Genomic DNA, 24,716 nt, shown 5'->3' on the forward strand with positions numbered 1-24,716 from the left:
GATGTCACTTGGCCTTGCTGATTAGCCCAAAGGGTTTGATATACTCCGCCGCGACCGAAGGGTCATTGGGGCGATCCCTAGGAAAATGCGGCTCGCCCTTGGCCAAGAACGGCCACAAAGCCTGGGCTGTTACCGCAGCTCAGCACTTGACGCTCGACTGATGCATCCACCATCACCGCTCGCAGCCTCTCGACTTTCCGCTCATGGCGTCGCCAGGGCGAAGCGCCTACCCTGCGCACCTCGAGACTCGAGTACGCTCAGCACATAGAGAGTTAACCCGCATGCCCACCCGTTCCAAGATCATCTATACCTTCACCGACGAAGCCCCCGCCCTCGCCACCTACTCGCTGCTGCCGATCGTCGAAGCCTTCACCGCTTCCGCTGACATCGCCGTCGAAACTCGCGACATCTCCCTGGCTGGCCGTATCCTCGCGGCTTTCCCGGAGCAACTGGGCGCCGAGAAGCAAGTAGGCGATCACCTGGCGGAACTGGGCCAACTGGCTACCACGCCTGAAGCGAACATCATCAAGCTGCCGAACATCAGCGCCTCGGTACCGCAGCTCAAGGCCGCGATCAAGGAACTGCAAGGCAAGGGCTTCAACATCCCTGACTACGCCGATGAGCCGTCCACCGAGGCCGAGAAAGAATCTCGCGCCCGTTACGACCGCATCAAAGGCAGCGCCGTTAACCCGGTACTGCGCGAAGGCAACTCTGACCGCCGCGCGCCGCTGTCGGTCAAGAACTACGCACGCAAGCACCCGCACAAGATGGGCGCCTGGGCTGCCGACTCGCAGTCGCACGTTGCCCACATGACCCAAGGCGACTTCTACGGCAGCGAAAAAGCCGCCCTGATCGAGGCTGACGACAGCCTGCGCATCGAGCTGGTCGCCAAAGACGGCACCACCACCGTCCTGAAAGCCAAGACCGCGGTCAAGGCTGCCGAAATCGTTGACTGCGCGACCATGAGCCGCAAAGCCCTGAAAGCCTTCATCGCCGAGCAGATCGCCGATGCCAAGGCCTCCGGCGTGCTGCTGTCGGTGCACCTGAAAGCCACCATGATGAAGGTCTCCGACCCGATCATGTTCGGTGTCATCGTCGAAGAGTTCTATAACGACGTGCTGGCCAAGCACGCCGCTGCACTGGCTGAAGTAGGCTTCAACGCCAACAACGGCATCGGCGACCTGTACGCCCGCATCAAGGACCTGCCAGCTGACAAGCAGGCCGAGATCGAAGCCGACATCCAGGCCCTGTACGCCGTTCGCCCAGCCCTGGCCATGGTCAACTCAGACAAAGGCATCACCAACCTGCACGTGCCGAGCGACGTCATCGTCGACGCCTCGATGCCGGCCATGATCCGTGACTCGGGCAAGATGTGGAACACCGCCGGTGAGCTGCAAGACGCCAAGGCGATCATCCCGGACCGCTGCTACGCCGGCATCTACCAGGCCACCATCGAAGACTGCAAAGTCAACGGTGCCTTCGACCCGACCACCATGGGCAGCGTACCGAACGTTGGCCTGATGGCGCAGAAAGCCGAAGAGTACGGCTCCCACGACAAGACCTTCCAGATCCAGGCCGATGGCGTGGTACGTGTGGTCGATGGCAAAGGCCAGGTCGTGCTGCAGCAGAACGTCGAAGCCGGTGACATCTTCCGCATGTGCCAGACCAAAGACGCGCCGATCCAAGACTGGGTCAAGCTGGCCGTCAACCGTGCCCGCCTGAGCAACACCCCGGCGGTGTTCTGGCTGGACCCGGCTCGCGCCCACGACGGCGTGATGATCGAGAAGGTCCAGAAGTACCTGAAGGATCACGACACCGCTGGCCTGGACATCCGTGTCCTGGCACCGGTCGATGCCATCAAGTTCTCCCTGGCTCGCATCCGCGAAGGCAAGGACACCATCTCGGTGACCGGCAACGTGCTGCGCGACTACCTGACCGACCTGTTCCCGATCATGGAGCTGGGCACCAGCGCCAAGATGCTGTCGATCGTCCCGCTGATGAACGGCGGTGGCCTGTTCGAAACCGGCGCTGGCGGTTCGGCACCGAAGCACGTGCAGCAGCTGGTTGAAGAGAACTTCCTGCGTTGGGACTCGCTGGGTGAATTCCTGGCCCTGGCCGCCTCCCTGGAGCACCTGGGCAACACCTACGACAACCCGCGCGCCAAAGTCCTGGCCAACACTCTGGACCAGGCCACCGGCAAGTTCCTCGACACCAACAAGTCGCCTTCGCGCAAAGTCGGCGGTATCGACAACCGCGGCAGCCACTTCTACCTGACCCTGTACTGGGCCGAGGCCCTGGCTGCTCAGGCTGACGACGCTGCCCTGCAGGCGCGTTTCGCACCGCTGGCAAAAGCCCTGGCCGAGAACGAAGCGACCATCGTCGCCGAGCTCAACGCCGTTCAAGGCAAGCCGGCCGACATCGGTGGCTACTACGCCCCGAATGCCGAGCTGACCGCCAAGGTGATGCGCCCAAGCCAGACCTTCAACAGCGCCATTGCCGCCCTGTAAGGTCCGCTTGAAGTAACCCCACAAACCCCGGCCACGCACCGGGGTTTGTGCTTTCTGGATCTTGGGGCTGCTTTGCAGCCCATCGCCGGCAAGCCAGCTCCCACAGGCAATGTGCATACCCTGAGATTTATGCACCACCTGTGGGAGCTGGCTTGCCGGCGATGGACCGCAACGCGGTCCCGGCAATCGACAAGGACACTTCAATGACCTGGCAACCCCACATCACCGTCGCCACCCTCGTCGAGCACGAAGGTAAATTCCTGTTCGTCGAAGAGTTCAAAGCCGGCCAGCACGTCTTCAATCAACCCGCCGGCCACCTCGAACCCAACGAAACCCTGCCCCAGGCCGCCCTGCGCGAAACCCTCGAAGAAACCGCCTGGGAAGTCGAACTGACCGGCGTGGTCGGCATCTACCTGTACACCGCCCCCAGCAATGGCGTGACTTATCAGCGCATCTGCTTCGCCGCCCGCCCCGTGCGCCATCATGCCGGCCTGGCACTGGACAGCGACATCGTCCGCGCCGTCTGGCTGACCCGCGACGAACTGCTGGCCGACCCTAGCCGCTGGCGTAGCGAGCTGGTGCCGCGCTGCCTCGACGACTACCTCGCTGGCCCGCTGCACAGCCTCACGCTGCTGCGCGACTGACGTGCAGCCTCGGGTTTGATAGAATCGGCGTTTTTCCCCTCTGATACACATCGGTAGCCATGACCAGCCCAGCACTCAAAGACCCCGCCAAGACCCGCGTCATCGTCGGCATGTCCGGCGGCGTGGACTCCTCCGTCTCCGCCCTTCTGCTCATGGAGCAGGGCTACCAGGTGGAAGGGCTGTTCATGAAGAACTGGGAAGAGGACGACGGCACCGAATACTGCACCGCCCGCGAAGACCTGGCCGACGCTCAGGCCGTGTGCGACCGCATCGGTATCAAGCTCCACACCGCCAACTTCGCCGCCGAGTACTGGGATCACGTGTTCGAGCACTTCCTCGAAGAGTACAAAGCCGGCCGCACGCCCAACCCAGACATCCTCTGCAACCGCGAAATCAAGTTCAAGGCGTTCCTTGACTACGCCCTGTCGCTGGGCGCCGACCTGATCGCCACCGGCCACTACGTGCGCCGACGCGACACCGGCGCGCTCACCGAGCTGCTAAAGGGCCTGGACCCGAACAAGGACCAGAGCTACTTCCTGCATGCGGTTGGCGGCAAAGAGATCGCCCGCACCCTGTTCCCAGTCGGGGAGTTGGAAAAGCCAGAGGTACGCGCCATTGCCGAAAAGCACGGCTTGGCCACCGCCAAGAAGAAAGACTCCACCGGTATCTGCTTCATCGGCGAGCGACGTTTCAGCGACTTCCTCAAGCAGTACCTGCCAGCCCAGCCCGGTGAAATCCAGACCACCGACGGCGAAGTCATCGGCCGCCACCATGGCCTGATGTACCACACCATCGGCCAGCGTCAGGGCCTGGGTATCGGCGGTCTGAAGGACGCCGGCGACGAGCCGTGGTACGTGCTGCACAAGGACCTGGCCCGCAATGTACTAGTGGTCGGCCAGGGCAATGAACACCCTTGGCTGTTCTCCCGCGCCCTGCTCGCCTCGGAAATCTACTGGGTCAACCCGATCGACCTCAGCAGCCCGCGCAAGCTCACGGCCAAAGTGCGCTACCGCCAGAGCGACCAGCACTGCACCCTGGAACTGACCGAGAGCGGTTACCGCGCCGTGTTCGACGAACCGCAACGCGCGGTCACCCCAGGCCAGTCGGTGGTGTTCTATGACGGTGAAGTGTGCCTGGGCGGCGGCGTGATCGAGACTGCCGAGCCCTGGAGCCCGCGCGCATGAGCAACCTGCAGGAGCAATTGATTGCCCTGGGCGGCGTGTTCCAGGCCGCCGTGCTGGTCGACCGCATCGCCCGCACCGGCCAGGCCAGCGAAGCCAACATCGGCTGCATGCTGGGTAGCCTGCTGGTGCGCGACCCCAAGGACACCCTGGAGGTGTTCGGCGGTGACGACCTCAACCTGCGGGACGGCTACCGCGCCCTGGTCGGCGCCCTGGAGCGCGACCCCAGCAGCCTGCAGCGCGAGCCCCTGCGCTATGCCCTGTCCATGTTGGGCCTGGAACGCCAACTGGCCAAGCGCGGCGACCTGCTCGACACCATCGGCAACCGCCTGCCGCAAATCCAGTCACAGGCCGACCACTTTGGCCTGGTTCATGAAAACGTCATCGCCTCCAGTGGCGCCTTGTACCAGGACACCCTGAGCACCTTGCGCCAGCGTATTCAGGTACACGGCGACATGCGCTTCCTGCAGCAGGCCAGCAATGCCTCCAAAATCCGCGCCCTGCTGCTGGCTGGTATCCGCGCCGCGCGCCTGTGGCGCCAGCTTGGCGGCCATCGCTGGCAGCTGGTGTTCAGCCGTCGCAAGCTGCTCAACGAACTGTACGACATGATGCGTACGCCTTCCTGAAGGCAACGCCGACCCTTGTAGGAGCAGCCTTGTGCTGCGAATGGGCTGCACAGCAGCCCCAGCCTCTCTGGCCTGACTCAAGATTGCCGGGGCTGCCGCGCAGCCCTTTCGCGACACAAGGCCGCTCCCACAAAGGCACTGCGACATGTTTTTATAGGCCCGACCTTTGGTCAGCCACCCGACCCGGGCGCTTTTTTCATGTATGATATGCGCCCTTCCAAAAGCCTGACTGTCCGAGAACACCCCATGCAGCTTTCCTCGCTCACTGCGGTTTCCCCTGTAGACGGCCGTTATGCCGGCAAAACCCAGGCCTTGCGCCCCATTTTCAGCGAATACGGCCTGATCCGTTTCCGCGCCCTGGTCGAAGTGCGCTGGTTGCAGCGCCTGGCCGCCCACCCGCAGATCGGCGAAGTGCCGGCGTTCTCCGCCGAAGCCAACGCCCTGCTGGACACCCTGGCCACCGACTTCAAGCTCGAGCACGCCGAACGCGTCAAGGAAATCGAGCGCACCACCAACCACGACGTCAAGGCCATCGAGTACCTGCTCAAAGAGCAGGCTGCCCAACTGCCTGAACTGGCTAAAGTCAGCGAGTTCATCCACTTCGCCTGCACCAGCGAGGACATCAACAACCTGTCCCACGCCCTGATGCTGCGCGCTGGCCGTGACGACGTGCTGCTGCCGCTGATGCGCCAGATCGCCGACGCCATCCGCGCCCAGGCCCACGCCTTGGCCGACGTGCCGATGCTGTCGCGCACCCACGGCCAACCGGCTTCGCCGACCACCCTGGGTAAAGAGCTGGCCAACGTCGTGTACCGCCTGGAGCGCCAGATCGCCCAGGTAGCCGCCGTGCCACTGCTGGGCAAGATCAACGGCGCCGTGGGCAACTACAACGCCCACCTGTCGGCCTATTCGCAGATCGACTGGGAAGCCAACGCCCGCGCCTTCATCGAAGACGAGCTGGGCCTGCAGTTCAACCCGTACACCACGCAGATCGAGCCGCACGACTACATCGCCGAGCTGTTCGACGCGATCGCCCGCTTCAACACCATCCTGATCGACTTCGACCGCGACGTCTGGGGCTATATCTCCCTGGGCTACTTCAAGCAGAAGACCGTCGCCGGTGAAATCGGCTCGTCGACCATGCCGCACAAGGTCAACCCGATCGACTTCGAAAACTCCGAAGGCAACCTGGGTATCGCCAACGCGCTGTTCCAGCACCTGGCCAGCAAGCTGCCGATCTCGCGCTGGCAGCGCGACCTGACCGACTCCACCGTGCTGCGCAACCTGGGCGTGGGCTTTGCTCACAGCGTCATCGCCTACGAAGCCAGCCTGAAGGGTATCGGCAAGCTGGAAGTCAACACCGCGCGTATCGCCGCCGACCTGGACGCCTGCTGGGAAGTCCTGGCCGAGCCGATCCAGACGGTCATGCGCCGCTTCAACATCGAGAACCCGTACGAGAAGCTCAAAGAGCTGACCCGTGGCAAGGGCATCACCCCTGAGGCGCTGCTGACCTTCATCGACGGCCTGGACATGCCAGCCGACGCCAAGGCCGAGCTCAAGCAGCTGACCCCTGCCACTTACATCGGTAACGCGGCAGCGCAGGCCAAACGCATCTAAGCTGACCGTCGCGTTCAACGCCCGGCTTAGCCGGGCGTTTTTATTCCCGTACGAAAATTACGTTTTTTCAATAGGTTGAACATGAATCCTGATACTCCACTGCAGCTGCTGGGCGGCATCTCGGCCCGCGAATTCATGCGCGACTACTGGCAGAAGAAGCCCCTGCTGGTACGCCAGGCCTTCCCCGACTTCATCAGCCCGATCGAGCCCGACGAACTGGCCGGCCTGGCGCTGGAAGAAGAAGTCGAATCGCGCCTGGTGCTCGAACACGGCGAGCGCCCATGGGAGCTGCGCCGCGGCCCGTTCGAAGAAGAGGTCTTCGCCACCTTGCCCGAGCGTGATTGGACCTTGCTGGTGCAGGCTGTGGACCAGTTCGTCCCGGAAGTGGCCGAACTGCTGGAAGAATTCCGCTTCCTGCCCAGCTGGCGCATCGACGACGTGATGGTCAGCTTCGCCGCCCCAGGTGGCAGCGTCGGCCCGCACTTCGACAACTACGACGTGTTCCTGCTGCAAGGCCACGGCAAGCGCAACTGGAAGATCGGCCAGATGTGCAACAGCGACAGCCCGCTGATCGAGCACGCCGACCTGCGCATCCTCGCCGAATTCGAACAAAGCGGTGAGTGGACCCTGGAACCTGGCGACATGCTCTACCTGCCGCCGCGCCTGGCCCACTACGGCGTAGCCGAAGACGACTGCCTGACCTACTCGGTCGGCTTCCGCGCGCCAAGCGCTGCCGAAGTGCTGACCCACTTCACCGACTTCCTCGGCCAGTTCCTGCCGGACGAAGAGCGCTACAGCGACGCCGACGCCCAGCCGGTCAGCGACCCGCACCAGATCCAGCACGACGCCCTCGACCGCCTCAAAGGCCTGCTCGACAAGCACATGGGTGACAAAGACCTGCTGCTGACCTGGTTCGGCCAGTTCATGACCGAGCCGCGTTACCCGGAGCAGGTCGTGGGTGAAGAGCTCACTGAGGAGCAGCTGATCGAAGCGCTGGAAGATGGCGCCATCCTGATCCGCAACCCAAGCGCGCGCATGGCCTGGTCCGAGCTCAACGACGACCTGATGCTGTTCGCCAGCGGCCGCAGCTGCCCATTGCCGGCCAAACTGCGTGAGCTGCTGAAGCTGGTCTGTGCTGCCGATGCGTTACACATCGAAAACCTTGCAGAGTGGCTGCAGGATGAAGATGGCCTTATGCTGGTACAGCAGCTGATCAAACAAGGAAGCCTGGGATTCGCCAATGAATAAAATTCGTGTGCGCCTCGCTGACTGGCACAAGGACAACGCCGACATCCGCCGCATCCGTGAGGCGGTGTTCATTGCCGAACAGCACGTACCACCGGAGCTTGAGTGGGACTCGGACGATCCGACCGCGGTGCACTTCCTGGCCCTGGAGGGTGACTACCCGATCGGGACCGCCCGCCTGCTGCCTGACGGCACCATTGGCCGGGTCTCGGTGCTCAAGGATTGGCGCGGCCTGAAGGTTGGCGATGCACTGATGAATGCGGTCATCGTCGAGGCCCAGAACAGCGACCTGAAGCAGCAGATGCTCAGTGCCCAAGTACACGCCACGCCGTTCTACGAGCGCCTGGGCTTTCGCGTAGTCAGCGAGGAATTCCTAGAGGCCGGGATCCCGCATGTGGACATGGTGCGCGACTCGCGCGCCTGATCCATAAGCAGTGGTTTCACTGACCCCTTCGCGGGGCAAGCCCGCTCCCACAAGTCTTGCACTGATCCTGAATGCAGTGGAGGGCTTGTGGGAGCGGGCTTGCCCCGCGAAGAGGCCAGCAAAGAGAATACATCTCCACTGACAAAAACCTGTACATCCATCCAGATAAAACTTGCCTCTGCGCCCCTGCTTGCGCATCCTAGTGCCTATCACCCCCGATGAAGCGTGCTCGGCCATGCGCCTGTTCCTCTGCGAAAAACCCTCCCAGGCAAAAGACATCGCCAAAGTGCTCGGCGCCAACCGCAAGGCCGACGGCTGCTGGCAAGGCACCGACGTCTGCGTCACTTGGTGCATCGGCCACCTGCTCGAAACCGCCCCACCCGACAGTTATGACCAACGCTACAAGCGCTGGAACCTCGCCGACCTGCCGATCATTCCCGAAAAATGGAAGATGCTGGTCAAGCCCAAGACCGCCAGCCAGTTCAAGGCCGTCAAACGCCTGCTGGGTGAGGCGCGCGAGCTGGTCATCGCCACCGACGCCGACCGCGAAGGCGAAATGATCGCCCGTGAGCTGGTCGAACACTGCCGTTACCGCGGGCCGATCCAGCGTTTGTGGCTGTCGGCCCTCGATGACGCCTCCATCCGCAAGGCCCTGGCACGCCTGCTGCCGGGCCAGGAAACCTTCAGCCTTTATCACTCGGCGCTGGGCCGCTCCCGCGCCGACTGGCTGATCGGCATGAACATGAGCCGGCTGTTCACCTTGCTCGGGCGCCAATCCGGGTACCAGGGCGTACTGCCGGTTGGCCGGGTACAGACCCCGACCCTGCGCCTGGTGGTGGACCGTGATCGCAGCATCGCCGACTTCGTCCCCGTGCCCTTCTGGGCCATCGACGTGCAACTCGAACAGGCTGGCCAGGGCTTCAATGCCCAATGGCGGGCCCCGGACGATGCCTGTGACGACCAGGGCCGGTGCCTCAATCAGGCGCTGGCGCAACAAGCTGCCGCCGACATGAGCAATGCGCGCACTGCCCGCGTGGCCAAGGTGGCGACTGAACGCGTCCGCGAAGCCGCCCCCCTGCCCTTCGACCTGGGCACCCTGCAGGAGCTGTGCTCAAAGAAGTTCGGCTTCGGCGCCCAGGAAACCCTCGACATCGCCCAGGCCCTGTACGAAACCCACAAACTGATCACGTACCCGCGCAGCGACTGTGGTTACCTGCCGCTGAGCCAGCACGCCGAAGCCCCCGCGATCCTTGCCGCCCTGCAGCGCGCCGATGCCAGCCTGGCGCCGCTTCAGGCTCACCTGGAGCCCCAGCGACGCTCCCGCGCCTGGAACGACGCCAAGGTCAGTGCCCACCACGGCATCATCCCCACTGCCGCGGCCAGCGACCCCTCGCGCCTGCCCGCCAAGTACAAGGCGGTCTACACCCTTATCCGTGCCCGTTACCTGGCTCAGTTCCTGCCCAACCACGAGTACGACCGCACCCAGGCCGATTTCGACTGTGCAGGCCATGCCTTGCGTGCCGTGGGTAAGCAAATCGTCGAGCCTGGCTGGCGCCGTGCCTTGCCCGAGGCGCTGACCCCGGCCAAAGGCCGCGAGGCGCCGCCGGCCCAGGTTCTGCCAGCCCTGCGCGAAGGCCAGGACTGCAACGTGCAAGGGCTGCAACTCAAGGACATGTGGACCCAGCCACCCAAGCCCTTTACCGAAGGCGACCTGATCAAGGCCATGAAAAACGTCGCCAAACTGGTAGATGACCCGCGGTTGAAGCAGAAGCTCAAGGAAACCACCGGTATCGGCACCGAAGCGACACGGGCCAGCATCATCCAAGGCCTGCTCGACCGTGGTTATCTGGTCAAGAACGGCAAGGCCTTGTCCGCGACGCCCGCAGCCTTCAGCCTCATCGACGCCGTACCCAGGGCCATTGCCGACCCCGGAACCACGGCCATCTGGGAGCAGGCACTGGACATGGTGCAGAGCGGTGAAATGAGCCTGGAAGAATTCGTCGCCCGGCAGTCGGCCTGGATGGGCAAGCTGGTCGAACGCTGCAGCGGCATGCGCATGACCATTACCGCGCCAGCGGCCGGCGCCGCGCCACCTTGGAAAAAGAAGCGCCGAGGCGGCGGTAAAAGCAAAGCCACCGGAAGCAAACCAGCAGCAGGCAAGCCAAGGCAACCTCGTAAAAAGGCAGCGACCTGAAGCCTGCGCTGTATCTGTACTAGCGGGCTTGCCCGCGAAAGGGCCAACACAGGCACCACCAAAACACAGGTAAACCATAAAACCCGACCAACGCACTGGCGCCGTGAAATTTACCTGCTAAATTTTCATGAAAATAATCACAATAATTTTCATGAGGCACCGGCATGTTCAAGCAATCCGCGCAACACATCCCCAGCTACTACGCCCAGACCTACCCCACCCGCATTCCCCTGCGCCCCACCCTGCAAGGCCGCCACGACACCGACATCCTCATTGTCGGCGCAGGTTTCAGCGGCCTGCACACCGCCCTGAGACTGACCATGGCCGGCAAGCGTGTAACGCTGCTGGAAGCGAGCCGTGTGGCGTGGGCCGCTTCCGGGCGCAACGGCGGCCAGGCGTTGCTGGGCTGGTCGTGCGACATGCCACCGCTGGAGAAGGCCCTTGGCGCAGAACGCACCCGCCGCCTATGGGACAGCATGTGCTGGGCCGCCGATGAAATGCGTGAACTGCCACAGCGCCATGGTTTCGATATCGACTATCGGCTTGGCAGCTTGTGGACAGCCGTGCTGCCGCGCCGCGTAAAAATGCTTGAAGAAGCCCTGCACGACGCCGAAGCCAAATGGGGCTATGACGCCCTGCGCCTGATAGGGCGCGACGAGCTGCCCCAGTGGATCGACAGCCCACGCTACCAAGCCGCGCTGTATGACGCCAAAGGCGCCCACCTCAACCCCCTCAAGCTCGCCCAAGGCCTTGCCAGCACCGTCGAGGCAGCCGGTGGCCAAATCTTTGAGCAAAGCCAGGTGCTCGGCTACCAGCAGACCGGCAACGGTTATGTGACCCGCACTGAGCATGGCGAGGTACACAGCCAAATTCTGGTACTGGCCTGCAACGCCTATATCGACCGCCTCGACCCGGCCCTGTCGCGCCGCTTGCTGCCCGTCGGCTCCTACCAAGTCGCCACCGCGCCCCTGGAAGCCGACTTCGCCAAGTCATTGCTGCCACGCAACAGCTGCGTGATCGACAACCAGTTCGTGCCCGACTATTTCCGCCTTACCCCCGACAATCGCCTGCTGTTCGGCGGCGGCTGCACCTACCTGGGCGGCATCCCCAAGGATGTGGCCAGCGCCACCCGCCCCTACCTTGAACGGGTGTTTCCGCAGTTGGCCGGTGTGGCCATCGACTATGCCTGGGGCGGCCACATCGACTGCAGCATCCAGCGTACCCCCGACATCGGCCGGGACGGCGAGCGCTATTGGTTACAAGGCTTCTCGGGCCACGGCGTGCTGCCGACCCTGGCCGGCGCGCGGGCGGTTAGCGATGCGATCCTTGGCAACGATGACCTGCTGGCGCTGTACCAGGGTATCGATAACGGCCGCTTCCCAGGCGGCGAATTGATGGCCGCACCGCTGGAAGCAGCAGCCAAGGCCTGGTACAGGTTGCGCGACCATGTCTGATGAAGTTCAAACACTGGCGCTGCTGATTCGCGACCTGCGCAAGCACCGCGGGTTGACGCTCGACGAGCTGGCCAGCAAGGTCAAGCGCTCACTGGGGTTTCTGTCCCAGGTCGAGCGCGGCTTGTCACGGCCAACCGTGGCCGACCTGACCGCAATCAGCGAAGCGCTGCACGTACCGACCACCTACTTCTACCAGGCCGGCCAACCCCGGCCGCTGGACTGGGTTACCCGACCAGGTGAGCGGCGCACCATTTACTACGCCGAAGGCATCAGCGACGTGCTGGTGTCGCCTACCTTGAATGGCGGCTTTTCCATGCTCGAAAGCCACTTGGCGCCCGGCGCCAGCAGCGGCGAGGGGCACCTGAACGACAGTTCCGAGCAAGGCGGTTTCGTCCTCGAAGGTGAGCTGACGCTGTGGCGCGATGGCCACGCCGAGGCCGTCACGCTCCGGCGCAACGACAGCTTTCAGCTGCCGCCACACAGCCAGTTCCGCTACGCCAACCTGACCGACCAGACGACCCGGGTTCTCTGGGTCTTCCGATGAGAGCACAGCATGACCATCACAACAGGTTTTCCCGATCTGCTCAGTGAAGTACGCGCCTTCCGTGCCCGCTACCCCGAAGTACGCCATGTCGACCTGCTGAGCCTGGACATCCCCGGGCATTTCTACGGCAAGCGCTACCCCGTCGACATGCTGGAAAAGGTCGCCGCCGGCAGCCCGCTGAAACTACCGCAGAACTGCGTGTTGCTAGGGGTACAGGGCGGGTTGTTCCCGATTGGTGACTACTGTTTCAGCGACGGTGACCCGGATGCCGTGCGGCGCCTGATCCCCGGCACCCTCAAGCCAGTCACCTGGGAGCGCGAGCCGCTGGGGCAGATGTTGATCAGCTCCGACGGCACCGCCGCGCCCATCGAGTTCGAGCCCCGGGAAGTGCTCGCCCGCGTACTGCAACGCCTGGCGCGGCGTGGCATTCGCCCGGTGGTGGCGTTCGAGCTGGAGTTTTACCTGTTCGAACGGGCACTCAAGGAAGGGCTGCCGCAGTTCCCCCGCGACCCGTTCAGCGATGACCCGGACGATCAGCCCAACATGCACATCGAGCGCCTGTCGCGCTTCAGCGACGTGCTGCGCGACATGGTCGAAACGGCTAATGCCCAAGGGGTGGATGCCAACGTCATCACGGCCGAGCTGGGGCCGGGCCAGTTCGAGATCAATTTCGGCCACTGCGACGACGGCCTGCGTGCCGCCGACTGGGCAGCCCTGTTCTGCCGCAGCACCCGTGGCGTGGCGCTCAAGCACGGGCTGCGTGCTTCGTTCATGAGCAAACCCTACCTGCACGCACCTGGCAGCGGCATGCATGTACACGTCAGCCTGTACGACAACGACGGCAACAACCTGCTGGCTGCCGATGGGCAACGCCCGCTGCGCCATGCGGTGGCAGGCTGCCTGGCGGTCCTGCCGCACTGCATGCCGATCTTTGCAGCCAACCACAATGCGTTCCGTCGCTACGGCGCCATGGTCAACGCCGCCAGCCGTGCGAGCTGGGGCTATGAAGACCGCGATGCGTGCATACGCATTCCCGAGTCCGATGTACGCAATTTGCGCATCGAGCATCGTCTGGCTGGCGCGGACGCCAACCCTTATCTGGTGCTGGCGGCGATCCTGTGCGGGATGGAGCATGGGCTGGATGCGGCGCAGGAGCCGATCACACCGCTAAACGAAGACCGCGGCAGCGGCATCGACTTCCCCAAAGACATGCTCAGCGCAGTCACCGCGATGCGCAGCCACCCCGCAGTGAATGAGGGGCTGGGGGAAGAATTCGTGATGGTGTATTGCGAGAACAAGCGGCAAGACCACCTGGCATTCATGCAAGAAGTCAGTGCCAGGGAGTACCGCTGGTTCCTGTAATGGCTTGACTACCAGTGCCGACCCTTTCGCGGGGCAAGCCCACTCCCACAGGTTTACTACCAGGTTAAAGACGGTGATATACCTGTGGGAGCGGGCTTGCCCCGCGAAGAGGCCAGTACTGACAACACAGAAATCTCTCCTATTCTCAATAGCTCACTTGGCATCCCCTGCACAGAGGAGACGCGACCATGAGCTACGTAACCACGAAGGATGGCGTTCAGATCTTCTACAAAGACTGGGGCCCGCGCGATGCGCCGGTCATTCACTTCCACCACGGCTGGCCGCTCAGTGCCGATGACTGGGATGCCCAGTTGCTGTACTTCCTGGCCCAAGGCTTTCGCGTAGTCGCCCACGACCGCCGCGGCCATGGGCGCTCCAGCCAGGTGTGGGATGGCCATGACATGGACCACTACGCCGATGACGTAGCCGCCGTGGTCGACCACCTGGGCATCCAGGGCGCCGTGCATGTCGGCCATTCCACGGGTGGCGGCGAAGTGGTGCGCTACATGGCACGCTACCCCGGCGATAAGGTGGCCAAGGCGGTACTGATTGCCGCAGTGCCGCCACTGATGGTGCAGACACCGGCCAACCCAGGCGGCCTGCCCAAGTCGGTATTCGACGGCTTCCAGGCCCAGGTCGCAAGTAACCGGGCGCAGTTCTACCGCGACGTGCCCACGGGGCCTTTCTACGGTTACAACCGGCCCGGGGCCAAACCGTCGGAAGGCATCATCGGCAACTGGTGGCGCCAAGGCATGATCGGCAGTGCCAAGGCGCACTACGACGGCATCGTGGCGTTTTCGCAGACCGACTTCACCGAGGACCTCAAGCGCATCACACAACCGGTGCTGGTAATGCACGGTGACGATGACCAGATCGTGCCATACGAGAATTCGGGCCCGTTGTCGGCCAAGTTGCTGCCCACTGGCACGTTGAAGACCTACAAAGGGTATCCGCACGGCATGCCGACCACCCATGCCGATGTGATCAATGCGGATTTGCTGGCGTTTATCCGGGGTTGATGTAATCCCCTGTACCGGCCCTTTCGCGGGCTTGCCCGCGAAAGGGCCGGCATTGGCAACATACAGCCGCCAGGACTAACATGTGGCACTTCGAGCGCGGCCGTTTGCCGCGCCCTTGCCTTCCTGTGTGCACAAAAAACCAATGCCCTTCGAACTCACCGTAGAACCCCTCACCCTATTGATCCTGGCCCTGGTTGCCTTCGTCGCCGGCTTCATCGACGCCATCGCCGGCGGCGGCGGCCTGCTCACCACCCCAGCCCTGCTCACCGCCGGCATGCCGCCACACCTGGTGCTGGGCACCAACAAGCTCAGTTCCACCTTCGGCTCGGCCACGGCCGGCTTCACTTACTACAAACGCAAACTGTTCCACCCCGCGCAGTGGCGCCCGGCATTGTTCGCCACCCTGCTAGGCGCCTCGCTGGGCGCGGTGATCGCCCACTACCTGCCCGCCGAATGGCTGAACAAGATGCTCCCGGTCGTAGTCTTCGCCTGCGGCGTCTACTTGCTGTTCGGCGGCACGCCCAAGGCGCCGCTGGATGCCGACGCACCGATCAAGAAGAAATGGCAGGTCCCCCAAGGCTTCACCCTGGGTTTCTACGATGGCGTGGCGGGCCCCGGCACTGGCGCGTTCTGGACCGTGAGCACCCTGCTGCTGTACCCAATCGACCTGGTGCGCGCCAGCGGCGTGGCGCGCAGCATGAACTTCGTCAGCAACATCGCGGCGCTGACGGTGTTCATCATTTCCGGGCAGGTGGATTATGTCGTCGGCCTGTGCATGGGCCTGTCGGTGATGGTGGGTGCGTTCTTCGGCGCACGCACGGCGATCAGCGGCGGCAGCAAGTTCATCCGCCCGGTCTTCATCACCGTGGTGCTGGCGCTTACCGTGCGCCTAGCGTGGCAGCACTGGTTCGGGCAGGCCTAAGCGTTCAGCCACGTACAAATCGATCAGGTAACGGGCGATGGAGCGCCCAGCCGGCAGCGGCGGCAGGTCATGCACGCTGAACCACTGGGCATCCTCGATCTCGTCCGGCTGCATGACGATCTCGCCGCCCGCGTACTCGGCATGGAACCCCAGCATCATCGAATGCGGGAACGGCCAGCACTGGCTGCCGACGTAGCGGATGTTCTGCACCTCGACCGCCACCTCTTCACGCACTTCGCGCACCAGGCAATCCTCGGCCGACTCGCCAGGCTCGGCAAAGCCCGCCAAGGTGCTATAGACACCGGTGACGAAACGCGGCGAGCGGGCCAGCAGAATCTCGTCACCGCGGGTGACCAGCACGATCATGCTCGGCGAAATGCGCGGGTAGCTGCGCAGGTCGCACGGCTGGCAGTACATCGCTCGCTCCCAGCGGATTTGCGTCATCGCCTGGCCGCAGCTGCCGCAAAAACGGTGCTCACGGGCCCAGGTACCGATCTGCGCGGCATAACCCAGCACCTTGTACAGGTCGAAGTCGCCTTCGAGCATGAACGCGCGCAGGCCACGCCAGCTGCAACCTGGCAGGTCGGTGGCGCCGCGCAGTTCAAGCAGGAACACCGGCTCGCCATCGAAGTGACCGATGCCATGCTCGCACAGCACGTCCAGGTTCTGGCGCTTGAGCCATTCGCGGGGGAACAGCGCGCCGTTGTCGTCCACCAGGAACCCTTCCGGGCTGCGGGCGACGGCCAAGCCCCCGGTGATCTGCGGGTCGAGTACTGCGGTAGTCCAGCGTGCTGACATGTCGGGGTTCCTTGCTGCGCGCCCCCCGACCCAGTCAGTCGGCGAACGTCGGTTTCTGTTTGCTCATGTGCGCCGCCACGGCCACGCGCAGGTCTTCGGACTGGAGCATCGCGGCGTTCCAGGTGGCGATGTATTCCAGGCCATCGTCAATGCGATGGTCACGCATGTAGCTGAGCATTTCCTTGGTGCCGGCCACGGCGATCGGCGATTTTGCGGCAATCTCACGGGCGATGGCAAAGACCCCGTCAAGTAGCGCGGCCTGATCATCATAGACCCGGTTGACCAGGCCGATGCGCAGTGCCTCATCGGCCTCGACGTTGCGCCCGGTGAATGCCAGCTCGCGCATGATGCCGTCGCCAATGATACGTGGCAAACGTTGCAGCGTGCCGACATCGGCAGCCATACCCATGTCGATTTCCTTGATCGAGAACTGCGCATCCTGGCTGCAGTAGCGCATGTCGCACGCCGAGATGAGGTCGATGGCGCCCCCAATGCAGTAGCCCTGGACTGCCGCCAGCACCGGCTTGCGGCATTTGTCGACGGCATTGAACGACGCCTGCAGGCGCAGGATGGTGCTGCGCAGCAAGCGCGCATTACGGCCAACGTCCTTGCCCAACTGGCCGGCCAGCGAGGCCAGCATCATCAGGTCGATGCCGGCAGAGAAATGCTTGCCCGCACCGCTGATGACAACGGCGCGCACCGCATCGGTGTCGTCGATCCACTGGAAGATGTCGATGATCTCCTCCCAGAAGGCAGCGTTCATTGCGTTGACTTTCTCGGGGCGGTTGATCTGGACGTGGGCGATGCTATCAGTCAGTTCAACCTTGAACGCGCTGTACTCGGTCACGGGCGGCACTCCTGCTGGGAAAGGGTCATGACGCAGGATGTTAACCCAGCCAGGAGGCCGCACTTGTGCCAAAAGCAGGACGGCAAATCTTGCCTAAGTCGGCACGATCCGGCACCGTGCGCCATCGCTGAATCATAAGGATACATATTCATGCCCCGCTCCCTGCCCGGCGCGCTCGCCCACAACTTCCTGGGCCAGTCACCGCTTTGGTACAAGGCTGTCATCGGCCTGTTCCTGGTGCTCAACCCCTTGCTGCTGCTGACTGCGGGCCCGGTCACGGCAGGCTGGGTGCTGGTGATCGAATTCATCTTCACCCTGGGCATGGCGCTCAAGTGCTACCCGTTGATGCCTGGCGGCTTGTTGCTGGTCGAAGCACTGCTGCTCGAGATGACCACCCCGCAGGCCTTGTACGAAGAGCTGCTGCACAATTTCCCGGTGATCCTGCTGTTGATGTTCATGGTCGCCGGCATTCACTTCATGAAAGAGCTGCTGCTGTTCCTGTTCTCGCGGATCTTGCTCGGTGTGCGCTCGAAGGCGGCCCTGTCGCTGCTGTTCTGCGTGCTGTCAGCGTTCCTCTCGGCCTTTCTCGATGCGCTGACAGTCACGGCGGTGATCATCAGTGCAGCCGTGGGCTTCTACGCGGTCTTTCACCGCGTTGCCTCGGGTGCCAACCCGCGTGAAGAAAGCGCGCTCGACAGCGACCAGCAGATCCCGCAACTGCACCGCGAAGACCTCGACCAGTTCCGCGCCTTCCTGCGCAGCCTGTTGATGCACGGTGCGGTCGGCACTGCATTGGGCGGCGTGTGCACGCTGGTGGGCGAACCGCAAAACCTGCTGATCGGCCATGAGATGGGCTGGCACTTCGCCGACTTCTTCCTCAAGGTCGCCCCGGTGTCGTTGCCGGTGCTCGGCGCCGGGCTGCTGACCTGCGTAGCGCTGGAAAAACTACGCCTGTTCGGCTACGGCACACTGATGCCTGAACGCGTGCGCCAGGTGCTGGCTGCCTACGCCGCCGAAGATGACGCCGCCCGTACGCCGGCCCAGCGTGCCGCGCTGTGGGTACAAGGCAGCGCCGCGCTGATCCTGATCATCTGCCTGGGCCTGCACATTGCCGAAGTGGGCCTGATCGGCCTACTGGTGATCGTGTTGATCACTGCGTTCACCGGCATCACCGACGAACACCGCCTGGGCCGCGCCTTCCAGGACGCCATGCCATTCACCGCGCTGCTGGTGGTGTTCTTTGCCGTCGTCGCGGTGATCCATCAGCAGCAGTTGTTCAGCCCGCTGATTGCCTGGGTACTGGCACTGCCTGCCGAACAACAACCGGGCATGCTGTACCTGGCCAACGGTTTGCTGTCGGCGATCAGCGACAACGTGTTCGTCGCCACCATCTACATTACCGAGGTCAAGCAGGCCTTCATGAACGGTGGCATGAGCCGGGAGCATTTCGAGACGCTGGCGGTGGCGATCAATACCGGCACCAACCTGCCGAGCGTGGCGACGCCGAATGGGCAGGCGGCGTTCCTGTTCCTGCTGACCTCGGCGATTGCACCGCTGATTCGCCTGTCGTATGGGCGCATGGTGTGGATGGCGCTGCCCTATACCGTGGTCATGGGTGGGCTGGGCTGGTGGGCTGTGACTTACTGGCTGTAAAACCTGGCGGCGTGGGGATATTCGATACAACTTTTCCCGCACGCCCGCATCGAAGCAAAGGTAAGTCCCCATCCGCTTCAAGGAGGTTCGCTATGGCGATGCGCACGGCACTGATGCTTTCCTGCATGACCCTGGCCTTGGTCGGCTGCGCGGGTTCGAACGATGAACACCGCACGCCGCCGACCACCCAGCAGGTCGACCTGCAACGCTACCAGGGCACCTGGTATGAGCTGGCGCGCCTGCCGATGTTCTTCCAGCGCAACTGCGTGCAATCCGAAGCGCGTTACGGCCTGCGTGAGGACGGGCGCATCGACGTCAACAACCGCTGCAAGGAAAAGGACGGCCAGTGGAACGAGGCCAAGGGCATCGCCGAAGCCCAGCAACCGGGCAAGACCGACAAGCTCTGGGTGCAGTTCGACAACTGGTTCAGCCGGCTGGCTCCGGGCCTGACCAAGGGTGAGTACTGGGTGCTTTACCACGACAAGGACTACCGCGTGGCCTTGGTCGGGCACCCCAACCGCGAGTACCTGTGGTTGCTCTCGCGCACGCCGGCAATCACCGACCAGGAACGCGAGCAACTGCTGTCGATTGCCCGCAAGCAAGGCTACGACACCAGCAAGCTGATTTGGCGCCAGGAAGGCTAGCCCGCTGCACGGCTGGCACGTCGACGACGCGGGGCAATCAGGCTAAGGTGTGCGCCCCGCCTCCCCTCGAAGGAACGAGCCGTTGATCACCTGCCACGTCAAATACACCGTCGACCCTTACCAGCTGCCGGCCTTCGAAGTCTATTCACGCCTGTGGATGCGCCTGGTAACGCGCATGGGCGGCAAGCACCATGGCTATTTCCTGCCTGCCGAAGGTGCCAACAACATCGCCTACTGCCTGTTCAGCTTTTCCAGCCTGGCGGCCTACGAGCAGTACCGTAAGCAGGCAGAAACCGACCCGGAATGCATCGCTGCAGTTGCCCTGGCCACTGAGCAACGGTTCATCCTCAGCTATGAACGCAGCTTCCTCAAGCCTTTGCTCGAACCGCGTATTCGCTCGCTGGCGCTGTGCGTTTTCCATCATCAAGGGAAGATTCTGGTCAACGTCTTCGACGACCCGGTGACGCAGCAGACGCTGTGCCGCCCACTCGGGGGTGGCATCGAGTTTGGTGAGCGGGGCCGTGACGCCATCGCCCGGGAAATCGAAGAAGAACTGGGGCAGTCGATCAGCGATGTGCGGTTGCTCGGCACGCTGGAGAGCCTGTTCCACTATGCCGACACGCCGGGGCATGAGATTGTGCAGGTATTCGATGCACGCTTCGACGACGCCAGCCTTTACCGGCAGCCCTGGGTAGAAGGCCGAGAGTCCGACGGCAGCCCCTTCCGCGCCCGGTGGTGCGACAGCGCCGACTTCGCGCGCATCGGCCCGCTTGTGCCGCAGGGCCTGCAAGCGTTGTTGCGCGACTTGTCGCTGCTGGGCTGAAGCAAAGGAGCCTGATCATGGACCTGCTGTTTCTAGGCACCAGTGCCGGGGTGCCGACCAAGGCCCGCAACGTCAGTGCCACGGCCCTCATCGAGGCCAGCGGCAGCCACTGGTACCTGATCGATTGCGGCGAAGGCACGCAGCATCGGCTGCTGCAGACGCCGCTGTCGATACGCGACCTGCGCGGCATCTTCATCACCCATGTACACGGCGACCATTGCTTCGGCCTGCCCGGCCTGCTGGCCAGCGCCGGGATGAGCGGGCGTACCCAGCCGCTGGATATCATCCTGCCCGCCGCCCTGCATGACTGGGTACGCCTGGGCCTGAGCGCCAGCGACACTTACCTGCCTTTCGAGGTGCGCCTGCTGGCTGTTGAAAGCCTGAGTGACTGGCGTAGCGAGACGCTGCAGGTCAGTACCGTGCAGCTCTCGCACCGGGTACCGAGCGTGGGCTTCGTGTTCACCGAGCTCAACCCTGAACCGCGCCTGGACCTGCAGCGCCTGGATGCCGAAGGCATTCCACGCGGGCCGTTGTGGGGCGACTTGGCCAAAGGGCTGTCGGTCGAGCATGAGGGGCGGACCCTGCACGGCCAGGATTACCTGCGCGCATCGCGGCCGGCGCGACGGGTGATCGTGTGCGGTGACAACGACAACCCCGAGCTGTTGGCGGAGGCGGCCAAGGGCGCGGATGTGATGGTGCACGAAGCGACCTTTACCCAGGCGGTCGTCGAGCGCACGGGGGCTACCTTCGGCCACAGCACAGCGGCGCAAGTGGCACGGTTTGCCGAGGTGGCGGGTGTGCGCAACCTGGTGCTTACCCATTTCAGTGCACGCTACCAGGGCGATCCGCGGCGCAGCCCGTGCATCGACGATGTACGTGTGGAGGCCCTGGCACACTACAGCGGGCATCTGACCTTGGCGCAGGACCTGCAGCGGTATCACATTGGGCGGGATGGGTGTCTTGTGGTGGTGGGGTAGATAGGGTTGCGGCTGATAGGTGCATGCCGTTTGGGCTGTGGCGCCTATGAGATCGAGCGCCGCCCGCGCGGCGCTTCGCAGCACAAGGCTGCTCCCACATTTGTTTCGGGCCAGTTATTCCTGAGGCATGGGCGCGCGGCCCCTTGGTGCCCACCTTGATATCGAGTCGGACAAACAAGGCGGTCGCGCGCAGACTTCACAGGCCTCACTGGCCCGAAACAGATGTAGGAGCAGCCTTGTGCTGCGAAGCGCCGCGCGGGCGGCGCTCGATCTCATAGGCGCCCCAAACCTCCCGCCAGGCACCCGTCAGCCGAACCACCCCCTCAAGACATACCGCCCCTACGCCGCCAACCGCCCACTGGCAATCGCCTCCGACGCTGCCAGCATCGCCCGCAACAACACCGCACACCCCGCCGCCAGGTCCTCCGGTGTGGCGTTCTCGATTTCGTTGTGGCTGATGCCATTCTCGCAAGGCACGAAGATCATCCCCGCTGGCCCCAATTCGGCCAGGAAGATCGCGTCATGCCCCGCTCCACTGACGATATCCATGTGCGGCAGGCCCAGCGCACCTGCCGAATCGCGCACGGCATCGACGCAGGCCTTGTCGAAATACAGGGCAGGGAAATCCGCCGTAGGGATCAGCTCATGCGCCAGGCCATGCTTGGCGCAGGTGCTTTCGATCACCCCGCGCACTTCGGCAATCATCGCGTCCAGTTGCTCGCCTTCAAGGTGACGGAAGTCCAGGGTCATGCGCACCTCACCCGGGATCACGTTGCGTGACCCAGGGTAAGCCTGCAGGCAACCCACCGTGCCACAGGCATGTGGCTGGTGCCCAAGGGCCGTACGGTTGACTGCCTCGACCACGGCGGCAGCGCCTACCAAGGCATCCTTGCGCAGGTGCATGGGCGTTGGGCCGGCATGGGCTTCGACCCCGCGCAGGGTCAGGTCGAACCACTTCTGGCCCAGGGCACCCAACACCACGCCGATGGTCTTGGCCTGGTCTTCAAGGATCGGCCCCTGCTCGATATGCGCTTCAAAATAAGCCCCCACCGGGTGGCCGAGTACCGCGCGCTGGCCGGCGTAGCCGATAGCATCGAGCGCCTCGCCAACACTCACCCCCTGTGCATCACGCTTGGCCAGCGTCTCTTCCAGCGTGAACTTACCGGCGAACACCCCAGAGCCCATCATGCAGGGGGCAAAGCGCGAACCCTCCTCGTTGGTCCACACCACTACTTCCAGCGGCGCTTCGGTTTCGACGCCGAGGTCGTTGAGGGTGCGGATCACCTCCAGCCCGGCCATCACCCCATAGCAACCATCAAACTTGCCGCCGGTGGGCTGGGTATCGATATGGCTGCCGGTCATCACCGGTGGCAGCTTGGGGTTGCGCCCTGGGCGGCGGGCGAAAATATTGCCAACCGCGTCGACACTGACGGTACAACCGGCCGCTTCGCACCACTCGACGAAGAGGTCGCGGGCCTGACGGTCGAGGTCGGTCAGCGCCAGCCGGCAGACACCGCCTTTGGCTGTGGCGCCGAGGCGGGCAAGGTCCATTAGCGATTGCCACAGGCGTGCGCTATCGACGTGGCGGGCGGTGGTCTTGAGGATATCGTGGACTGGAGTCATGGGTTTTTCCCTCAGGCTTTTTTGTTGTTTATCAAGGCAACGGCTTGGCCAACCGCGCCGGGCTGCGCGCCGCCAAGCCACCCAGGACGTAATACAACGCCCCACCCAGCAGCGAGCCGGTGAACCAGCCATAGTCGTAGAACCAGCTGAAACTGCTGTTGCCGATCGACATCACGGTCAGCGCCACCGGCACGCCGAAGGCGGCGAAGCCAGCCCAGTTCCAGGCCGGATACACGTCATCGCGGTATAGCCCGGCCAGGTCCAGGCGCTGGCGACGGATCAGGAAGTAGTCCACCACCATGATCCCGGCAATCGGCCCGAGCAGGCTCGAGTAACCCAGTAACCAGTTGGAATAGACGCTTTCCAGGCTCAGGTCCGAGACGATCCAACCCAGCTTCTTGAGCAGTTCATGGCCCATCAGCGCCAAGCCGATAAACCCGGTCAGCCACACCGCGCGGCTACGCCCGATCAGGCGTGGCGCAATGTTCTGGAAGTCGTTGGTGGGCGAGACGATGTTCGCCGCCGTGTTGGTCGACAGCGTGGCGATCACGATCAACGCCATGGCCAGCGCCACCCAGCCCGGGCTTTGGATCTTGCCGATCAGGCTGACCGGGTCAGACACCGTTTCGCCCACCAGCGAAGCGGACGCTGCGGTCAGCACCACACCCAATGCCGCGAACAGGAACATGGTCAGCGGCAGGCCGAAGATCTGCCCGAGTATCTGGTCTTTCTGGCTTTTGGCGTACCGGCTGAAGTCGGGAATATTCAGCGACAGCGTGGCCCAGAAACCGACCATGGCGGTGAGCCCGGCACAGAAGTAGCTGACCACGCTGGCGCCCTCTGGCCGCTTGGGCGGCTGCGCCAGCAACTCGGTCATCGACATGTGCGGCAGTGCCCAGAACAGCAGGCCCACGCCCACCGCCACCAGCAGCGGCGCCGAAAGCGTTTCGAGCCACTTGATCGACTCCGCCCCGCGCAACACCACCCACAGGTTGAGGGCCCAGAAGATCATGAAGCCGATCACCTCCCCGGTGCCCTCCAGGGCCTTCCAGCCATCGAACATCGAGCCGAGGAACAGGTGAATGGCCAGGCCGCCGAACATCGTCTGGATGCCGAACCAGCCGCAAGCGACCACCGCGCGAATCAAGCACGGCACGTTCGAGCCGAGGATGCCAAACGAGGAACGCAACAGCACCGGAAACGGGATGCCGTACTTGGTGCCAGGGAACGCGTTGAGGGTCAGCGGGATCAACACGATGAGGTTGGCCAACAGGATCGCCAGCAGCGCCTCGCCCACGCTCAGGCCAAAGTAGGCCGTGAGCACGCCGCCGAGGGTGTAGGTGGGCACGCAGATGGACATACCCACCCACAGGGCGGTGATGTGCCATTTGTTCCAGGTGCGTTGGTGCACCTTGGTGGGTGCGATGTCGTGGTTGTAGCGCGAGCTGTCGAGCACGTCAGTGCCTGCGTCCAGCTCGAACAGGCCATCCTGCTCGATCACTTGCGATCTGCTCTGTTGCATGGGGCCTTCTCCAGGTTTTTCTAATTGTTTGCTCATCGGGCTAAAGCGATGGCCGGAGTACACACACCACCAGTACTGCTCCTCCGGTCC

Annotated in this window: 21 protein-coding genes and 1 pseudogene; 18 read left to right on the plus strand and 4 right to left on the minus strand. The window is 63.6% G+C overall.

The window, feature by feature from the left end; translation table 11 throughout:
- Positions 1–281 precede the first annotated feature (281 nt).
- From LOY53_RS17385 to LOY53_RS17445, 13 genes are all read left to right on the plus strand, one after another.
- Positions 282–2,507 (plus strand): NADP-dependent isocitrate dehydrogenase, encoded by a 2,226-nt coding sequence (locus LOY53_RS17385; RefSeq protein WP_027592738.1) that lies wholly within the window; start codon positions 282–284, stop codon positions 2,505–2,507.
- Positions 2,508–2,710: 203 nt separating this feature from the next.
- Positions 2,711–3,151 carry an NUDIX hydrolase gene (locus LOY53_RS17390; RefSeq protein WP_258703066.1) on the plus strand — a complete coding sequence of 147 codons (441 nt, stop codon included), beginning with the start codon at positions 2,711–2,713 and terminating at the stop codon, positions 3,149–3,151.
- A gap of 59 nt (positions 3,152–3,210) precedes the next feature.
- The gene (mnmA, locus tag LOY53_RS17395; RefSeq protein ID WP_027592740.1) at positions 3,211–4,335 is read left to right on the plus strand and encodes a tRNA 2-thiouridine(34) synthase MnmA; all 1,125 of its coding nucleotides are present in this window, start codon (positions 3,211–3,213) and stop codon (positions 4,333–4,335) included.
- On the plus strand, positions 4,332–4,958 hold the full coding sequence (hflD, locus tag LOY53_RS17400) for a high frequency lysogenization protein HflD (RefSeq protein WP_027592741.1): 627 nt from the start codon (positions 4,332–4,334) through the stop codon (positions 4,956–4,958). Before mnmA ends, hflD begins: the two co-directional genes overlap by 4 nt.
- A gap of 246 nt (positions 4,959–5,204) precedes the next feature.
- Positions 5,205–6,575 (plus strand): adenylosuccinate lyase, encoded by a 1,371-nt coding sequence (gene purB / locus LOY53_RS17405; RefSeq protein WP_027592742.1) that lies wholly within the window; start codon positions 5,205–5,207, stop codon positions 6,573–6,575.
- Between the two features lie 81 nt (positions 6,576–6,656).
- Positions 6,657–7,823, plus strand: a complete 1,167-nt coding sequence (locus LOY53_RS17410; protein WP_252825065.1) for a cupin domain-containing protein — start codon at positions 6,657–6,659, stop codon at positions 7,821–7,823.
- Entirely contained in the window at positions 7,816–8,244 is a 429-nt protein-coding gene (locus tag LOY53_RS17415; protein ID WP_027592744.1) for a GNAT family N-acetyltransferase, read from the plus strand. Before LOY53_RS17410 ends, LOY53_RS17415 begins: the two co-directional genes overlap by 8 nt.
- A 235-nt stretch (positions 8,245–8,479) precedes the next feature.
- Entirely contained in the window at positions 8,480–10,438 is a 1,959-nt protein-coding gene (locus LOY53_RS17420) for a DNA topoisomerase III (RefSeq protein WP_258704181.1), read from the plus strand.
- 164 nt (positions 10,439–10,602) lie between these two features.
- The gene (locus LOY53_RS17425; protein ID WP_258703067.1) at positions 10,603–11,892 is read left to right on the plus strand and encodes an FAD-binding oxidoreductase; all 1,290 of its coding nucleotides are present in this window, start codon (positions 10,603–10,605) and stop codon (positions 11,890–11,892) included.
- Positions 11,885–12,436: a helix-turn-helix domain-containing protein gene (locus LOY53_RS17430; RefSeq protein ID WP_099428809.1), complete on the plus strand. Its 552-nt coding sequence runs from the start codon at positions 11,885–11,887 to the stop codon at positions 12,434–12,436. The genes LOY53_RS17425 and LOY53_RS17430 overlap by 8 nt, the downstream gene beginning before the upstream one ends.
- A gap of 15 nt (positions 12,437–12,451) precedes the next feature.
- Positions 12,452–13,798: a glutamine synthetase family protein gene (locus LOY53_RS17435; protein ID WP_027592748.1), complete on the plus strand. Its 1,347-nt coding sequence runs from the start codon at positions 12,452–12,454 to the stop codon at positions 13,796–13,798.
- A gap of 188 nt (positions 13,799–13,986) precedes the next feature.
- Complete coding sequence (locus LOY53_RS17440; RefSeq protein ID WP_258703068.1) at positions 13,987–14,817, plus strand: alpha/beta fold hydrolase; 831 nt, start codon at positions 13,987–13,989, stop codon at positions 14,815–14,817.
- 142 nt (positions 14,818–14,959) lie between these two features.
- A complete protein-coding gene (locus tag LOY53_RS17445) occupies positions 14,960–15,739 on the plus strand; it encodes a TSUP family transporter (protein WP_252825071.1) in 780 nt (259 codons plus the stop codon).
- Here LOY53_RS17445 and nudC read toward each other — a convergent pair.
- Together nudC and LOY53_RS17455 are read right to left on the minus strand one after the other, a co-directional pair.
- Positions 15,707–16,537, minus strand: a complete 831-nt coding sequence (gene nudC / locus LOY53_RS17450; RefSeq protein WP_252825072.1) for an NAD(+) diphosphatase — start codon at positions 16,535–16,537, stop codon at positions 15,707–15,709. The genes LOY53_RS17445 and nudC overlap by 33 nt on opposite strands.
- Positions 16,538–16,571: 34 nt before the next feature.
- Entirely contained in the window at positions 16,572–17,384 is an 813-nt protein-coding gene (locus LOY53_RS17455) for a crotonase/enoyl-CoA hydratase family protein (RefSeq protein WP_252825074.1), read from the minus strand.
- 150 nt (positions 17,385–17,534) lie between these two features.
- On the opposite strand from LOY53_RS17455, the gene nhaB reads away from it, so the two are divergent.
- The 5 genes and pseudogenes from nhaB to LOY53_RS17475 all read left to right on the plus strand — a co-directional run bounded on the left by nhaB (position 17,535) and on the right by LOY53_RS17475 (position 21,481).
- On the plus strand, positions 17,535–19,037 hold the full coding sequence (gene nhaB, locus LOY53_RS17460) for a sodium/proton antiporter NhaB (protein ID WP_186681223.1): 1,503 nt from the start codon (positions 17,535–17,537) through the stop codon (positions 19,035–19,037).
- 92 nt (positions 19,038–19,129) lie between these two features.
- The gene (locus LOY53_RS17465) at positions 19,130–19,681 is read left to right on the plus strand and encodes a lipocalin family protein (RefSeq protein ID WP_099428804.1); all 552 of its coding nucleotides are present in this window, start codon (positions 19,130–19,132) and stop codon (positions 19,679–19,681) included.
- An 82-nt stretch (positions 19,682–19,763) separates the two neighbouring features.
- Positions 19,764–20,063, plus strand: a pseudogene (locus LOY53_RS26925) (NIPSNAP family protein); the annotation flags it as partial.
- Positions 20,058–20,504, plus strand: coding sequence for an NUDIX hydrolase (locus LOY53_RS26930; RefSeq protein ID WP_408981380.1), 447 nt, complete (start codon positions 20,058–20,060; stop codon positions 20,502–20,504). The pseudogene LOY53_RS26925 and the gene LOY53_RS26930, both read left to right, overlap by 6 nt.
- Before the next feature lie 17 nt (positions 20,505–20,521).
- On the plus strand, positions 20,522–21,481 hold the full coding sequence (locus LOY53_RS17475) for an MBL fold metallo-hydrolase (RefSeq protein ID WP_258703070.1): 960 nt from the start codon (positions 20,522–20,524) through the stop codon (positions 21,479–21,481).
- Positions 21,482–21,820: 339 nt separating this feature from the next.
- On the opposite strand, the gene LOY53_RS17480 is transcribed toward LOY53_RS17475, so the two are convergent.
- Both LOY53_RS17480 and LOY53_RS17485 read right to left on the minus strand, forming a co-directional pair.
- The gene (locus LOY53_RS17480; RefSeq protein WP_186703736.1) at positions 21,821–23,104 is read right to left on the minus strand and encodes a Zn-dependent hydrolase; all 1,284 of its coding nucleotides are present in this window, start codon (positions 23,102–23,104) and stop codon (positions 21,821–21,823) included.
- Between the two features lie 31 nt (positions 23,105–23,135).
- Positions 23,136–24,626, minus strand: a complete 1,491-nt coding sequence (locus LOY53_RS17485) for an NCS1 family nucleobase:cation symporter-1 (RefSeq protein WP_252825077.1) — start codon at positions 24,624–24,626, stop codon at positions 23,136–23,138.
- Positions 24,627–24,716 lie beyond the last annotated feature (90 nt).

It is taken from the genome of Pseudomonas sp. B21-031, from assembly GCF_024748985.1.
In the GTDB taxonomy this organism is placed as follows: domain Bacteria; phylum Pseudomonadota; class Gammaproteobacteria; order Pseudomonadales; family Pseudomonadaceae; genus Aquipseudomonas; species Aquipseudomonas kermanshahensis.